Here is a 16,427-nt window from a genome sequence, read left to right as displayed (position 1 = left end):
ATTAATATTCCTCATCGTCATTGCTGTTTTCATCCCGCTTCCGGTTGTTGCTATTCTGTTTTTTCTGATTTATCCTGTAAACGAAAGAAAGCGTAAATTGACGTTCTCTCCATTGAAATTCACTATCGGAAGTAAAAAAAGGTGTCTGGGTAAACGACATTCGCTTTCTGGAATTCAGTAAATCACTTACATTAAAGGCAATGGTACCCTTATCCTTTAAAATATCTTTGCTCAAGGCAATATTGATTGAGAAAATGCCTTCATTTTCAGTTTGTGCGTTTTGCGTGGGGCCACGATAAAATGCGTTGGTTTGCCAATCAATTTTTGCGGGCAATGTTACTTTTGAGCTAAAACGAGAAAACCAACTTGTGTTTTTTGCACCGAAATCAATGCCGTTGAACACCCCGTCCGAATTAAATTGAAAAAAGTTGAAACTACCGTTTATTCGCCACCATTTGGTCGGATTGTATAGCAGTCCCAGTTCGGCGCCTACACGTTCGTTTGTGGAAAGGTTGATGGGGATTGATCGGATGATAACGATACCATCGGTGGTGATTTCACCGGTTTCTTCTTGTATTCTTTCAAACGAATTGGTTTCTTTTTGATAATAAACCGATGATGTGAGGGTCAATTTTTTCCATCGTTTTAAATACCCCAAATCAAATGCATTTGCAAAAGCTGGGTCTAAATCGGGATTTCCTTGAAAAACATTGGTTCTGCTGGAACGAGAGGGAAAAGGATTGATGAACCAACCTCTGGGCCTGTTGATTCGCCGATTGTAACCCAAGGTTATATTTTCGTTTTCAGCAAGTTCATAGGTTAGGTTTACAGTGGGAAAAAGACCAAGATAGTTTTTGTCAAAATCCAAATCAATTTCGGGTCCTAATATTTCCTGTAATGTGGTTACGTCTACTCCAATGACTTCCCCCTTAAGCTGGGTGTTTTCTAGCCTTAGGCCTGTTAAAAATGAAAATTTCCCATATTTGTTTCCATACTGTGCATAAACTGCATTTACATTTTGGTTGAATATAAAACGATTGGTCAGCCCAAGATTGGGTACAAAAATGTTGGTTTCCAAATTTAATTCTTCGAGGCTAAAGTCATTATCGTTCTCTTCAAAATTGCCCCTGTAGCCTGCTTCAAATTGAGCATCGCCCATAGGTAGAACATAATCTGCCTGTATCAAGACCTCATTTTGCTTTTCGATTTCATTGATATTCTCACTAGCGATGGCTTGCTCGTTGGGAAACGTATTGTTTTCAATGATTGTTGTTGGTTTTACTTCTTCATCATAGGAATACTGAAAGTCGGCGGTAAGCTTATGGCCTTCATCATTAAAGTCGTTATTGTAGTTTATGGACAATTGATACGATTTTTCATCCTCTATTTCAATTTCACGCCTCAAGGTTCGGCTGTCTATACTGTTTGAAACAAAACGGGTGGTATTGTTCTCGGTGATATCCTCACCATCGTTTATTCTACCAAATATACTTGCGGTGAGCGAAGAGCTTTCCGTTAAAAAGTACTCTATCCCCAAGTTGGCGTTAAAGCCGCTATTTGACCTAATTATATCTCTATCTTCAATGATTCTATCAAAAGCGCCGTCAAAATAAGTATTGTCAAAAAAACCATTCCCCGGAGGTCTCCTGTAAGAGTATCCTATGGTATTGAACAGGTTGAACTTATTGGTCCTCAAATTAAGGTTAGCTGTTATGCCGGCCCTTTCGGGATAACCGATATTGGTATTTATGGTGCCATTAAATCCCCGTGTTTTTTCCTTTTTAAGGACTATATTCAAAATACCAGCTGTACCTTCTGCATCATAGCGTGCCGATGGGCTGGTAATCACTTCTACCTTTTCGATGGCATCAGCAGGAAGTTGTTGCAAGGCATCGGTTGAACCAAAACCTGCCAGAGCAGACGGTCTACCGTTGATCAGTATTCTAACGTTGCCATTACCTCGAAGTGCGATGGCACCATCTACATCAACGGTTACCGAAGGTATGTTGTCCAAGGCATCACTTATGGTAGCACCACTATTGGTTAAATCTTTACCGACGTTATATATTTTTTTATCAAGCCTTACCTCGACTGAAGTCTTCTCGCCCACAACTTCGACTGCCTCTAGCTGGGCTACATCCAAACCAAGTTTGATGATTCCTAAATCTGTAGAGCTTTGAAATGTTTGTGATTCCAAAACATAAGTCTTGTAAGAAATATATTCGACTCTAACGTTATATTTTCCTGGAAAAGCCTCTACATTGAATTTTCCGTTTATGTCAGTTATTCCTCCCGTGATTTTATCCGGGTTTCGTATACTTTGGAGAACCAAAGTAGCATATTCAAGAGGTTGATCGGTATCTTTGTCTAAAACTGTCCCTGTTATTTTTATCGGGTTTGGTCTTTTGCCTTGTGGGCGTTGACCGTATGAAAATGTGAGTAAAAGGATGAATAGCGAGGGAAGGAATTTATGCATGCTAAGTTTTAGATTTTTTCTTTTTTTTCTTTTTTTCTCTCTTTTTATTTTTTAGGGTCTTGTTGACACCATTTTTTTGGAGCTCAACAAATGCTTCATACTTTTCCGGTGGAAGCCCTACTTTTAATTCTTCGTCTTGCCGTTTTGTGATTTTTTCATAAGCTTCCCGCATCTTATCGGCAGGTAGTTCCAGGATTTGTAATTCGATACGTTCTTGCACGTACTTTTTTAACGTTGAACTCATTACGGCCGCTTCAAAAGCGTTTAAACTTAACGCTTCGATAATGGATGGCATTTCTTCGTCAACGATTTGTTCGGCGGTTTTAGGCTCCGGTGGTTTAGGGTTGTCCTGCGCCTGGGGTATTGGGTTTCGTTGTCTGCCGTTACCGAAACCTCCTCTGCCAAAGCCTCCCCCTCTTCCAAATTGGGCCTGTAATTCTGCTCCGAAAAGAATCAGAATAAAAAACAAGATGAAATGCCTAGAACTTATTTTTCCTAAATTTCTCATGACTTTGATTGTAAAATTATACTTTGGTTTAATCCCCCTTGGTTAAGGGTTTGTTAAAACGTTTAATTTATATTCTGTTTAGATAAACAGAAGCTACAAAACTCTGGATATGTTCTCAGCTGGCCTACCTATAACCGCTTTATTACCATTAACGACGATGGGTCGCTCTATCAATTTTGGGTGAGCTATCATGGCGTCTAAAATTTGCTCATTGGACAGTAGTTTACCGCGATAGTTTTCTTTCCAAATCGTTTCATTTTTACGTACCAGGTTTTCCGGTGTTATACCCAAACAATCAAGAACCTCTCTTAGTTCTTCTTTGGTTGGGATTTCTTCCAAATATTTGATTACTTCAAACTCCTTGCCAGATTTCTCTAATAATTGGAGTCCTTCGCGTGATTTCCTGCATCTGGGATTATGATATATTTTAATCATTTATGACTATTTTTCAAATTTACGTTCGCCAACCAGCTATTCCTCTTCTTTTTGCCCCATCATCATCAGATAAGCCTTTAAAAACTGGTCTATGTTACCGTCCATAACGGCATCGACATTTCCAGTCTCCTCGGCAGTACGTACATCCTTTACCAATTTATAGGGATGCATTACATAATTTCGGATTTGGGAACCCCATTCTATTTTCATTTTTGAGGACTCTATCTCCTGCCGTGCTTCCATTTTTTTTCTAAGCTCTATTTCGTACAATTGTGATTTAAGCATTTTAAGAGCGGTAGCCCTATTGTCATGCTGGCTTCTGGAATCTGAACAAGAAATCTGTATACCGCTAGGTTTATGCACCAGCTGAACTTTGGTTTCTACCTTGTTGACGTTTTGTCCACCAGCACCACTAGACCTTGCAGTGGTTATCTCGATATCTGCGGGGTTTATGTCAATTTCAATACTATCATCTACCAGGGGATATACATAAACCGATGCAAAAGAAGTATGGCGTTTGGCATTACTGTCAAATGGAGAAATACGAACCAAACGGTGCACGCCATTTTCTCCTTTTAACCAACCAAAACCATATTCCCCATCTATTTCCAGGGTGACGGTTTTTATACCTGCAACATCGCCTTCTTGGTAATTGAGTTCCTTTACCTTATAGCCGTTTTTCTCGGCCCACATCATGTACATGCGCATAAGCATAGCGGCCCAATCACAGCTTTCGGTGCCTCCCGCACCAGCGGTAATCTGCAATACAGCTGTGAGTTCATCACCTTCTTCTGAAAGCATGTTCTTGAACTCCATTTTTTCGATAACTGCAATTGCCTTGGTATATTGTGCTTCGACCTCGGCTTCGGAAACTTCGCCTTCTTGTTGAAATTCCAAAAGTACCTCAAGGTCGTTGACCAAGGTTTTGGCTGTATTATAATCATCAACCCATTGTTTTTTGGATTGGATGAACTTCATGTGCGCCTGCGCTTCTTGAGGGTTATCCCAAAAATCTGGAGCCAGGGTTTTTTCCTGTTCGTTCTCAATCTCTATTAATTTGCCATCTATGTCAAAGATACCTCCTTAACGCACCTAGGCGATCTTGAAGACCTTTATAATGATCTGTGGTAATCATGTTCAATTTTACTTTTGGCAAAAATAGAGTTTATGTATGGTTGTACAATCAAATTTATCTAAATTTAGTCCCGTTCCTAATTACGTTAAAACCAACAAAATGATACGAGCTTTATTTTTTCTTTTTATATTTCTTACTGTCTGCTCAACGGTTTCGGCCCAATTTTCGGAGAAAAGTAAAAATTTCAAAAAGTATCAAGGTCTTTTCGATTTTTATTATGATGAAAACAACGATAAGATATATTTGGAAGTAGATGAATTGAACAAGGAGTTTTTGTATGTATATTCTCTAAGTAGTGGGATAGGAAGTAACGATATTGGTTTGGATAGGGGGCAGTTGGGTAATGAACAAGTGGTTTTTTTCAAAAAAGCGGGCAATAAGCTGATGTTGGTACAACCCAATCTAAAATTCAGGGCACTTACCGATAATGCTTTGGAAAGGAAATCCGTAGAGCAAGCCTTTGCAAAGTCGATTTTATTTGGATTTAAGATTGAACAAGAGAAAAACGGCAACTATATTATTGATATTACCGACTTTTTGATGCAGGATACCCATGGTGTAGCCAAGAAGTTGAAACAGAGAAAACAAGGTAATTATTCTTTGAACAGGGATAGAAGCTATATAGCTTTGGAACGTACAAAAGCCTTTCCGCAAAATATAGAGATAGACGTGACACTCACGTTTAAGGGAGAGCCCATGGGAGAATATATACGTTCGGTAGCCCCTAATGCCGCATTGGTGACCGTGGCACAGCATCATTCTTTCATTCAGTTGCCAGATGACGACTATGTAAAAAGGCCTTTTGATGCCAGGTGTGGTTCGTACCCATTATCCTATTATGATTATTCTACCCCGGTACAGGAGCCGATATTAAAAAGATTTGTTACGAGACACCGATTAGCGAAAAAGGATCCGACCGCGACCTTTAGTGAGGCGGTTGAGCCCATAATTTACTATTTGGATAACGGTACACCGGAACCTGTTCGCTCTGCATTGTTGAACGGTGGCAAATGGTGGAACCAAGCTTTTGAGGCAATCGGCTATAAAAATGCCTTTCAATTAAAAATGCTGCCCGATAATGCCGATCCTTTGGATGTTCGCTATAACGTAATACAATGGGTGCACCGTTCCACTAGGGGGTGGAGCTATGGCAGTAGCATCACAGATCCTAGAACGGGCGAAATCATGAAAGGGCACGTTAGTTTGGGTAGCCTTCGTATTCGACAGGATTTTTTGATTGCCCAAGCCTTAATGAACAAACCTTTTGCCGAGCGGGATGATAATCATAATGCTATGTTGGAATTGGCTTTGGCACGTATTCGTCAACTTTCCGCACATGAAATAGGCCATACTTTGGGATTTGCCCATAATTTTGCGGCAAGTACTAATGGTAGGGCCTCGGTTATGGATTATCCCCATCCGCAGTTTAGTTTAAAAAATGGGCAAATCGATTTTTCAAATGCATATGATACGGGTATCGGGGAATGGGACAAGGTTACCGTTGCCTATTCATATTCTGATTTTCCAAAGAACACTAACGAAAAAGATGCTTTGAACAAAATATTGAACAAAGCGAAAACAGACGGATTGCGATATATTTCTGACCAAGATGCCCGTCCGCAGGGTGGCGCGCATGCCTTGGCACATTTGTGGGACAATGGGAAAACCGCTGCGGCAGAATTGGAGGATGTTTTAAAAATAAGGGAGGTGGCCATCGCCAATTTTTCAATTGACAATATTCGTAAAAACGAACCCAACTCTGTCTTAGAGGACGTATTTGCTCCTTTGTATTTTTTCCATAGATATCAGACCGAAGCAACAGCTAAGGTTATCGGCGGTTTGGATTACAATTACTCAGTAAAGGGTGATGGACAAAAAACGGTAGAAATCGTCAATAAAAAGGCTCAGCAAGAAGCCCTTGAAACCATTTTAATGACCTTGGATGCCTCCAAAATTGCCATACCGAAAGAAAAATTGGAATTGTTCCCCCCAAGGGCCATAGGTTATAACAGAACCAGAGAGTCCTTAAAAGGTAAAACAGGGGTTTCTTTTGACGCGCTATCCGCTCCCGAAACCGCTGCCGATATGACCTTAGGGTTGCTCTTGCATCCGGAGCGAGCCTCAAGATTGATACAGCAAAAAGCAGTTGACCCTTCTAATCTTGGATTGGATGATGTTTTGGGAAGGGTAATATCAAATACCATCTACAAAAAAGACAAGGATATTTACACGGGTGAGGTACAGCACAATATCAATTTTAGGGTGCTTTTTCATTTGATGAACTTAGCGGCCCACGATAAGGTGCATCCGCAAGTGAATGCGATTGCGCATCAGAAAATTAAGGAAATAGCTATCGGTTTGGCTACAAATTCCCCAAATAATGCCATACGGGCAGAAATGGACAGAAGAATAAAGGAGTTTTATAATCATCCGGAACACTTTAAAGTCATTCCAGTACCAAAAATACCGGATGGCTCTCCTATTGGTATGGACTGTTTTCATTGAAATGCTACTAAAAGCACAAGCTCAAAACCCGAATGGCTTTTTAATTTATCTTAAGTTTTACAATCAATAAGTTCCTGAAATTTATGGAAATTAACCTTATCAGCGATACCGTAACCCGACCGACACCAGGAATGCTTGATGCCATGATGTCTGCCAAAGTTGGGGACGATGTGTTCAAAGAAGATCCTACCGTAAATACTTTTGAGGAAAAAGTAGCTAACCTTTTTGGTAAGGAGGCCGCTTTGTTTTTTCCAAGCGGTACCATGACCAACCAAACGGCGATTAAACTACATACCAACCCCGGAGATCAATTAATATGTGACAAATACGCCCATGTGTATAATTATGAAGGTGGTGGTGTTAGTTTTAACAGTGGGGTTTCGTGTAAGTTGGTAGACGGTCATAGAGGCATGATGACGGCCGAACAAGTAGAAGCTAGCATCAACCCGCCCGATTTTTACCATAGTCCGTTGACCACATTGGTTTGTGTAGAAAACACTACCAACAAGGGTGGGGGCGGCTGCTGGGACTTTGAAGAGCTCAAACGCATACAATCGGTTTGCGAGGCAAATGACCTTGCCTACCATTTGGACGGCGCCCGTTTATGGAATGCCTTGATTGCGAAAAACGAAACACCACAACAGTACGGTGCTCTTTTTGATACCGTTAGTGTTTGTTTTAGCAAAGGCTTGGGTTGCCCAGTAGGCTCCGTATTGGTGGGAAGTCAGGTATATATCAATAAGGCTTTGCGCATTAGGAAGGTATTTGGAGGCGGAATGCGCCAAGCGGGATTTTTAGCGGCCGCCGGCACTTATGCCTTGGATAATCATTTGGATAGATTGGCCGATGACCATAAAAAAGCGAATGAGATAGGTACTGTTTTAAAGGGATTGCCTTTTGTAAAAAAGGTTGAGCCCGTAGAAACCAATATCATCATTTTTGAAATTGATGAAAAGCAGATATCAGTAGAGGGTTTTGTTCATAAACTAAAGGAAAACCATATCCATATTATCGGCATGGGACAGGGAAAGCTGAGAATAGTAACGCATTTGGATTATACGGAAAAAATGCATGATAAGTTCTTGTCAATACTGCAAGAATTACAATTTTGAAATTGTTTCAAGTCGTTTTTTAAAATTTTTGATACCATTTTCCATACCCGCTTCTGAGCTGTAAAGGTTACTTTTCCCAATAATACTACCCTTTGAGTTTTTAACGGAAAAATGGAATTTTCCCAGATGATCGGTCTTTCTTTCCATACTATTCATAGCTTGCTTATTAATGGCAAGTTCATGCATGGTATGTTTCAATTCGGCTTCGGTAGAAAATGGTAGGCTTTTCAATAAGGTTTGCCCGCTTGCAGATGTTAATGTAAACTCGAACAGCCCGTCTTTCTTTTTATTGATTTTGAACATAACATCAAGATATTAAAAACTACCCATAAATAAAACTGCAAGGCGTAGCAGTAAGACCAGCTATTTAAAAAGCCCGTCCATCCCCGGAATATTGGGCATGCCCTCTTTTGCCACGGCAGAAAGCTCGGCTTCGTTCACTTGGGTAGCTTTTTCAATAGCTTTGTTTACGGTCAAAATAAGATAGTCTTCCAATTGTTCCTTATCAGAAAGCAACGAATCGTCAATCGTTATCGATTTTACGAGCCTATTTGCGGTAATCTCAATTTTTAATAGACCGTCCGATGAGGTTTCCTCTAAAACCACATGGTTTAACCTCTCTTTCGTGATTTTAACTTTTTCTTGGGTCTCTTTTAGTTTACCCATCATTCCCATGATATCTCCGAACATAATATATTTTTAAAATTGATTTGTCAAAATTACTAAATTGCGTGAATAATCAAGAGAGTATGAATCCATTCGTTCAAAAGCAAGCCGTTTTGTTGTTAAGTATTACTTTTGCCATTTCGTGTCAAAATCAAAAAAACAGCATGACCAAAATTAAATCTCCGGTAGCAAAAAAAAATCCTCAAAAACTTGAAAAGCATGGTGATGTAAGAACTGATAACTACTACTGGCTAAATGATAGGGAAAATAAAGCTGTTATAGATTATTTGGAAGAGGAGAATTCATATTATGCCCAATTAACGGGCCACACCAAAGATTTTCAGGAAACCCTTTTTGAAGAAATGAAAGCTAGGATCAAAGAAGACGATTATAGCGTGCCCTATAAAAATGATGGGTACTGGTATATAACCAGGTATGAAACAGGAAAGGAATACCCAATATATTCCAGAAAAAAAGAAACCCTTGATGCCGATGAGGAAATAATGTTCAATGGCAATGAACTGGCCAAAGACCATGAATACTTTAGTATTGGCGGTATTTCCATTAGTCCGGACAATACCATGGCTGCTTTTGGAGTAGATACGGTATCTAGAAGGCAGTATACCATTCAAATCAAGAATTTGAAGACTGGAAAAATATATGATGATAAAATTGACAATACCACAGGAGGCTCCGTTTGGGCAGATGATAACAAAACGTTGTTTTACACAAAAAAAGACCCGGTAACATTGCGTTCCGATAAAATTTACAAGCACACTTTGGGCACTCCGCCATCTTCTGATGAACTCATATTTCATGAAAAGGACGATACTTTCGGAACCTTCGTCTATAAAACAAAATCCAAAAAGTACATTGTAATCGGTTCGTACAGTACATTGACTTCCGAATATCAAATATTGAACGCCAATGACCCCAATGGTACGTTTCGAATGTTCTCCCCCCGAACTAGGGGCTTGGAGTATAGTATTTCCCATTATGGCGATAATTTTTATGTATTGACCAATAAAGATGGGGCTACCAACTTTAAGTTAATGAAAGCCGGGGAAGACAAAACAAGTGCGGAACACTGGGAAGAATTCATTTCGCACCGAGAAAATGTTCTTTTGGAAGACATCGATATCTTTAAGGAGTATTATGTGCTTTCCGAACGTGAGAACGGGTTGAACCGGATAAAGATAAACCGCTGGGACGAATCCGATAGTTATTACCTTCCCTTTGATAATGAAACCTACACGGCTTATGTGAGCACCAATCCCGATTTTGATACCGAAATACTTCGTTACGGATACAATTCTATGGCTACACCCAGTTCTGTAATTGATTTTAACATGAAAACCCGGGAGAAGGATATTAAAAAAGAGCAAGAAGTTCTTGGGGGTAAATTCAATAAGGAGAATTACGTGGAAAAGAGAATCTGGGCCATTGCAAGAGATGGTGTTAAGGTGCCCATGTCCATAGTATATCATAAAAATACCCTATTAAGTCCTGAGACACCTCTACTGCAATATGCATATGGATCTTATGGTGCAACCATTGACCCGTATTTTTCCACAGTACGTTTAAGCCTTTTGGACCGAGGTTTTGTATATGCCTTGGCACATGTAAGGGGAGGGCAATATTTAGGCAGGCCTTGGTATGAAGATGGTAAGTTGTTGAACAAAAAGAACACGTTTACCGATTTTGTGGATTGCTCAAAATATTTGATTGAAAAAAAATACACTAGTGCTGATCATTTATATGCCATGGGTGGTTCAGCGGGCGGTCTGCTCATGGGTGCGATTGTGAACATGGCACCCGAATTATACAATGGCGTTGTTGCCCAAGTACCATTTGTTGATGTTGTCACCACAATGTTGGACGATTCTATCCCCCTGACCACGGGAGAATATGACGAATGGGGAAACCCCAATGAAAAGCAATATTACGAGTACATGAAATCATATTCCCCCTATGATAACGTAAAAAAACAAGCCTATCCCAATATGTTGGTCACAACAGGTTTGCATGATTCCCAGGTACAATATTTTGAACCTGCCAAATGGGTGGCCAAGCTTAGGGATATGAAAACCGATACGAATCTACTTTTATTTGACATCAATATGGATGCAGGTCATGGTGGAGCGTCCGGTCGCTTTGAATCCTTAAAGGAAGTCGCCAAGGAATATACATTTCTATTGGATTTGGAATGCAAAATCGAGTAATTAAAAAAAAGTGGTAATTTTGTCATCAGAATCTCGTTTCCCTAAATATAGGTTACGGTTAATTCAACACATGAAACCAAAAATAAACGCTTGCGACAATATCCTTGAACTAATAGGAAATACGCCTCTAGTTAAGCTCAATAAAATAGCATCGTCCCTTTCCGGTAATTTTTACGCTAAAGTAGAAGCTTTTAATCCCGGGCATTCCTCAAAGGACAGGATAGCCCATTATATTATTGAGGAGGCTGAACGAAAAGGAATTTTAAAACAAGGGAGTACCATAATCGAAACTACTTCGGGCAATACAGGTTTTAGTATTGCCATGGTGAGTATTATAAAAGGATATGATTGTATTCTCGCCGTTAGTTCAAAATCATCCAAAGATAAAATAGATATGTTGCGCTCCATGGGGGCCAAAGTATATGTTTGCCCTGCCCATGTTAGTGCTGACGACCCGCGCTCTTACTACCAAGTGGCAAAACGACTGCATGAAGAAACGAAAGATTCTATCTATATCAATCAATATTTCAATGCTTTGAATTTGGAGGCCCACTACAATAGTACGGGACCTGAAATTTGGAACCAGACCAATGGGTGTATAACCCACTTAGTAGCCTGTAGTGGTACCGGTGGTACTATTTCAGGAACGGCAAAATATTTAAAGGAGCAAAATCCCAATATAAAAATAATCGGTGTTGATGCATACGGTTCCGTGTTAAAAAAGTACCACGAGACCCGAGAATTCGATGCCAATGAAATATATCCATACCGCATAGAAGGTTTGGGTAAAAATCTCATTCCCGCTGCAACCGATTTTGATGTTATCGATATCTTTGAAAAAGTCACCGATCAAGAAAGTGCCCATACAGCTAGGGAAATTTCAAAAACCGAGGGTATTTTCGTAGGGTACACTAGTGGAGCTGTTTTTCAGGCGGTAAAACAACTAAGTGCCGAAGGTGAATTTAATGAAAATAGCAATGTTGTAGTCATATTTCCCGACCATGGATCCAGATATATGAGCAAGGTATACAGCGATGATTGGATGGCCGATCAAGGGTTCTTTGACGTGGAAAGCGTTGAGGAAGAAAAAGCCATTCAATACGTAAAGTAATTTATATTTTAAAGTGTATAGAGCAACGACGGTTTTGTCGTTGCTTTTTTATTGCGCGATAATTATATTATGAATGCTGCCCAAAAATTTTTACTTTTGCAGCTAAACCAAACAGGATAATGAGAGACTTATTTGACAGAATTATAGAGAATAAGGGACCCTTAGGAAAATGGGCGTCACAGGCTGAAGGATATTTTGTTTTCCCAAAATTGGAAGGTCCAATTTCCAATCGGATGAAATTTCAGGGAAAAGAAGTCATTACATGGAGCATCAATGACTATTTGGGGCTTGCCAATTTACCTGAAGTAAAAAAAATAGATGGTGATACGGCTGCGGAATATGGTTCGGCATACCCCATGGGCGCCAGAATGATGAGCGGCCATACCGATTTTCATGAACAACTGGAACAAGAATGTGCGGATTTCGTGAACAAAGAAGCCGCGTATTTGTTGAATTTTGGGTACCAAGGTATAATGTCGGCAATTGATGCTTTGGTTTCCAAGGATGATATCATAGTATATGATGTAGATTGCCATGCCTGCATTATAGATGGCGTGCGATTGCATATGGGAAAACGTTTTACGTTCAAGCATAACGATATACAAAGTTTGGAAGTAAATTTGGAACGAGCGGCAAAAATGGCCGAACAGACCGGTGGTGGTATCTTGGTCATTTCCGAAGGTGTTTTTGGTATGCGGGGAGAGCAGGGAAAACTTAAAGAAATCGTTGCTTTAAAGCAAAAATATAATTTCCGTTTACTGGTAGATGATGCCCATGGTTTTGGAACATTGGGTAAATCCGGTGCGGGAGCAGGCGAGGAGCAAGGTATTCAAGATGATATTGATGTATACTTTGCGACGTTTGCAAAATCTATGGCCAGTATCGGAGCTTTTTTAGCGGCAGATAAAGAAATCATAGAATACTTAAAATATAATCTACGCTCTCAGATGTTTGCCAAATCGCTTCCCATGGTATATGTAAAAGGGGCTTTAAAGCGATTGGATATGTTGCGTACCATGCCGCAACTCAAGGAAAAACTTTGGGAAAATGTAAATGCGTTACAAAACGGACTCAAAGACAAAGGTTTTGATATTGGCAATACCTCTAGTTGCGTAACACCGGTGTATTTAAACGGGAGTATTCCCGAGGCCATGGCCTTGGTAAAGGATTTGCGTGAGAATTATGGAATATTTTGCTCAATTGTGGTATATCCCGTAATCCCTAAAGGATTGATTCTTTTACGGATGATTCCAACGGCAACGCATACTATGCAAGATATTTCGGAAACCTTGGACGCTTTTTCCGCTATACGCGAACGATTGCAAAATGGCACTTATAAAAGACTTTCCGCAGCCGTTGCAGCCGCAATGGGTGAGTAAACGATAAGTTTTGATATGAATGAAAAAGTTCCAGTTCAAGCCTCTGGGACTTTTTTTGTTTTGCATAAAAGGGTCAATATCCTGCAATTTGATTGTAGTTACTATGAATTCTTTAAGATGATGGTGTTGTAATTTCGGCAGAGCGATGATAAATCCCACGATAAGATTCCTTTTTGTGCTCTATTAGGAATGAGAAGCTATTAAAAATAATTTTTACCCTTTTGTTCAAAACCAGAGATTTCGAATCCATAGTGGTTTATTTTTAAGGTCAAAGATTTTTCCTGTAGGTTCTGCGCCGCTTGTGTGTAACCGGCCCAAAATGTTTCCAGATTTGTTGTATTGCCGTATTCTCCTCCAATTCTGGAGTACGATAGCACATTTCTATTTCTTTTTCTGTGAAAGTTTTATGGTACTCATTAAAAATAATTGCCGTTACCCCTTTATTTTGATAATCCGGTCGAATACCTATCAAATAAAAAATAACGTCCTTACTATGTTTTTTTGCTTTGAGTAAATGAAAAATACCAAACGGGAATAATTTTCCATTGGCTTTTTGCAGGGCTTTTGAAAATGAGGGCATCACTATGGCAAAAGCGATAAGGTTGTCATCTTTATCTAGTATAAACTTAATGTATTCGGGATTTATAAAACTGATATATTTTTTCTTGAAATATTCTTTTTGAATATCGGTAATGGGAACAAATGAGGCCAAACTGGAATAACTGTCGTTGAATAGATCGAACATTTTATCGGCCCAAGGTATCACGTCCTTTGTTTTGGTGAAATTCAAAGGTTTAAGGGAATACCTTTTTTTAATAAGTTCCTGAATACGGGTAAAGTGCTTGGGGTCCGCGTTTTTCGCCGGAAATTTATTTTCGAGATATTCCTTCTCTTTTACAAACCCCAGCCGCTCTAAATGTGATGCGTAGTACGGGTGATTGTACCAAGTAATCATCGTTCCAATATGATCGAAACCTTCGATAAGCACACCTACCTTATCCAAATTGGAAAACCCGACCGGACCTTCCATATATTCCAAATCATTTTCTTTGCCAATTTCCGCTACCTTTTTCAAAAGAGCCTCGGAAACCGATGTATCATCAATATAATCAAACCAGCCAAAACGCATTTTTTTAAGTTGCTGCTGGTTTACCTCGATCCAATTGACTATTGCAGCGACACGACCAACTGTTTTTCCATCTTTATAGGCTAAAAAGAAGCGCGCATCGGCATCTATAAATACAGGGTTTTTCTCCGTATCAAAAGTTTCGAGTTCATCATTGATGATAGGCGGCACCCAATATGGAGAGCCTTTGTACAGGGAAAATGGAAATTTTACGAAGGTCTTTAATTCTTTTTTGGTCGTTGCCTCTTTAATTTGAATCATACAGATTTTTGTAAGACCCAATATTAGGAATATTTAATAAGAGAAGAAAACGATTTTAAAACTCAATTACACCACTATCCTTTTTCTTTTTCTTATCGGCCTTTCTTTTTTTTCGCAATTGTTTTTTTGAAGGTCCCAAATCTATATCTTCAGCGCCGTTACCTTTTTTCTTCTTTTTTTTCGCCTTTTTCATAGCGTTCTTCTTTATGGCTCCGCCGTTTTGATTCGCTTTTTGATCTTCGATTGCTTTTATCGGAGCATCTTTGTGAAAATCCAAGCGATAGGAGAAACCGGCCGTACCAAAAATTCGGGAAGGTGTGTTCTTGAAACTGGCTCCAAAATGAACGTCTACCTGAAAATTCTCGTTTAAAAGATGGGCCACACCGCTACGAAAAAGAAAATCGGAATATCTATCGCTATTAATGCCCTGATTTTCTATAAAAACACTCCATTTGGGATTTCTAAAGGCGTGTGAAATTGAAATCAAATAGCTCCATTCTGGAAAATCAGTTCCTATCCTGTCATATGCTATGTTGGAAATCAATACCATGCGGGGTGTCAGCCTACTTTGTGTCGCTACCATCGCTCTCGGCGAGATGGTCGGGTCACCTACATAAAATGGGTTGTCACCCAATAACACATTGGCGCCTGCATATACGGATACTGCCGGCAAAAGGTTCTTGAACTGAAATTTATGATTGGCCCGCCAACTGTATAAATTCGGTTTGTTGGCTTGTGGGTCTTTAAAAGGGTCGAACACCAAAAATTTCAACCCGATACGATTTCTGCCAAAATCAGTTAAGCTCTGGTCGGTTCCCGTTTGGGTAAAAGTCAAATTTTGGTGCTGATAGGTACCTTCCCATTTTAGTTCCAAGGTTTCGAAAAGCAATCCGTATCTAAATGCGAAATCAGCCCCGTAAATATTGGACTCTGTAAATAATTTGGAATGGTCCTGTTGTTCAAAAGAAAGCCCAAATTCTGCTTGTACTACCCCTTTACCAACGGCATAGGCACTAACAGAGCGTCCAGGTCTATTTGAATTAATGACATCTGTATATTGGGAAAAGCCCGTAAAAGAAAAAAGAAATACAGTTGTGAGGGCTAATAGGTTTGTTTTGAACATTGTACTATGTCTTAGTTTTATTATTATTTTAAGATTTTTTGACGGTTCTTAAAACGTTATAATTGTACTTTTGAAATAAATGAGTAACGAGCTATGGTGTTATTGAAAACGATTTTAATCATACTTCTAGTATATTACCTCTTCAAAATATTGCTAAAATGGTTCGGCCCCAAATTGTTCAGTTACGCCGCAAAAAAAACGCAGGAGCGTTTCAAGGAACAGTTTGAGCAGTTTAATCAGGAAAACCAAAATACGGTACATGAAGATGGTGATGTCATTATCGATAAAAAACCGAGAAAAAAATCAAATCCCACTAAAAAGGTCGGTGAGTACATAGATTTTGAAGAAATTGAGTAATATTGTTTACA

Annotated in this window: 14 protein-coding genes; 6 read left to right on the top strand and 8 right to left on the bottom strand. The window is 39.4% G+C overall.

Features of this window, described 5'->3' with window-relative positions; translation table 11 throughout:
• Position 1: 1 nt before the first annotated feature.
• The 4 genes from HYG79_RS17830 to prfB form a co-directional block, all read right to left on the bottom strand.
• A complete protein-coding gene (locus HYG79_RS17830) occupies positions 2-2,476 on the bottom strand; it encodes a TonB-dependent receptor domain-containing protein (protein WP_179243417.1) in 2,475 nt (824 codons plus the stop codon).
• A 1-nt stretch (position 2,477) separates the two neighbouring features.
• Positions 2,478-2,984, bottom strand: coding sequence for a hypothetical protein (locus HYG79_RS17825; RefSeq protein WP_179243416.1), 507 nt, complete (start codon positions 2,982-2,984; stop codon positions 2,478-2,480).
• Positions 2,985-3,077: 93 nt separating this feature from the next.
• A complete protein-coding gene (arsC, locus tag HYG79_RS17820) occupies positions 3,078-3,419 on the bottom strand; it encodes an arsenate reductase (glutaredoxin) (protein WP_179243415.1) in 342 nt (113 codons plus the stop codon).
• A gap of 36 nt (positions 3,420-3,455) precedes the next feature.
• Positions 3,456-4,554, bottom strand: a protein-coding gene (prfB, locus tag HYG79_RS17815) for a peptide chain release factor 2 (RefSeq protein ID WP_179243414.1) whose coding sequence is annotated in 2 segments (ribosomal slippage) — positions 3,456-4,490 and positions 4,492-4,554 — 1,098 coding nt in all. Because the reading frame shifts where the segments join, the coding sequence is not laid out codon by codon here.
• A 99-nt stretch (positions 4,555-4,653) separates the two neighbouring features.
• Between prfB and HYG79_RS17810 the strand changes: the two genes are divergently transcribed.
• Both HYG79_RS17810 and HYG79_RS17805 read left to right on the top strand, forming a co-directional pair.
• Positions 4,654-7,059, top strand: a complete 2,406-nt coding sequence (locus tag HYG79_RS17810; RefSeq protein ID WP_179243413.1) for a zinc-dependent metalloprotease — start codon at positions 4,654-4,656, stop codon at positions 7,057-7,059.
• Positions 7,060-7,142: 83 nt separating this feature from the next.
• Complete coding sequence (locus tag HYG79_RS17805) at positions 7,143-8,171, top strand: threonine aldolase family protein (RefSeq protein ID WP_179243412.1); 1,029 nt, start codon at positions 7,143-7,145, stop codon at positions 8,169-8,171.
• Here HYG79_RS17805 and HYG79_RS17800 read toward each other — a convergent pair.
• Both HYG79_RS17800 and HYG79_RS17795 read right to left on the bottom strand, forming a co-directional pair.
• Positions 8,160-8,474: a YegP family protein gene (locus tag HYG79_RS17800; protein ID WP_179243411.1), complete on the bottom strand. Its 315-nt coding sequence runs from the start codon at positions 8,472-8,474 to the stop codon at positions 8,160-8,162. The genes HYG79_RS17805 and HYG79_RS17800 overlap by 12 nt on opposite strands.
• A 60-nt stretch (positions 8,475-8,534) precedes the next feature.
• Positions 8,535-8,861, bottom strand: coding sequence for a YbaB/EbfC family nucleoid-associated protein (locus HYG79_RS17795; protein WP_179243410.1), 327 nt, complete (start codon positions 8,859-8,861; stop codon positions 8,535-8,537).
• A 140-nt stretch (positions 8,862-9,001) separates the two neighbouring features.
• Here HYG79_RS17795 and HYG79_RS17790 point away from each other — a divergent pair, with 140 nt between their 5' ends.
• From HYG79_RS17790 to HYG79_RS17780, 3 genes are all read left to right on the top strand, one after another.
• Positions 9,002-11,059, top strand: a complete 2,058-nt coding sequence (locus HYG79_RS17790) for a S9 family peptidase (RefSeq protein ID WP_394367007.1) — start codon at positions 9,002-9,004, stop codon at positions 11,057-11,059.
• 70 nt (positions 11,060-11,129) lie between these two features.
• Entirely contained in the window at positions 11,130-12,170 is a 1,041-nt protein-coding gene (locus HYG79_RS17785; protein ID WP_179243408.1) for a PLP-dependent cysteine synthase family protein, read from the top strand.
• Between the two features lie 119 nt (positions 12,171-12,289).
• On the top strand, positions 12,290-13,549 hold the full coding sequence (locus HYG79_RS17780) for an aminotransferase class I/II-fold pyridoxal phosphate-dependent enzyme (RefSeq protein WP_179243407.1): 1,260 nt from the start codon (positions 12,290-12,292) through the stop codon (positions 13,547-13,549).
• Between the two features lie 268 nt (positions 13,550-13,817).
• Here HYG79_RS17780 and HYG79_RS17775 read toward each other — a convergent pair whose 3' ends face one another.
• Positions 13,818-14,936 carry a GTP cyclohydrolase gene (locus tag HYG79_RS17775; protein WP_179243406.1) on the bottom strand — a complete coding sequence of 373 codons (1,119 nt, stop codon included), beginning with the start codon at positions 14,934-14,936 and terminating at the stop codon, positions 13,818-13,820.
• 55 nt (positions 14,937-14,991) lie between these two features.
• Entirely contained in the window at positions 14,992-16,059 is a 1,068-nt protein-coding gene (locus tag HYG79_RS17770; RefSeq protein WP_179243405.1) for a transporter, read from the bottom strand.
• A gap of 93 nt (positions 16,060-16,152) precedes the next feature.
• Between HYG79_RS17770 and HYG79_RS17765 the strand changes: the two genes are divergently transcribed.
• Positions 16,153-16,416: a DUF4834 family protein gene (locus HYG79_RS17765; protein ID WP_179243404.1), complete on the top strand. Its 264-nt coding sequence runs from the start codon at positions 16,153-16,155 to the stop codon at positions 16,414-16,416.
• The last annotated feature ends 11 nt before the right edge of the window (positions 16,417-16,427 follow it).

Origin of the sequence: Costertonia aggregata, from assembly GCF_013402795.1 — a bacterium.
Taxonomy (GTDB): domain Bacteria; phylum Bacteroidota; class Bacteroidia; order Flavobacteriales; family Flavobacteriaceae; genus Costertonia; species Costertonia aggregata.
The sequence above is the reverse complement of the archived record's forward strand: the minus strand, read 5'-3'. Positions and strand labels throughout refer to the sequence as shown.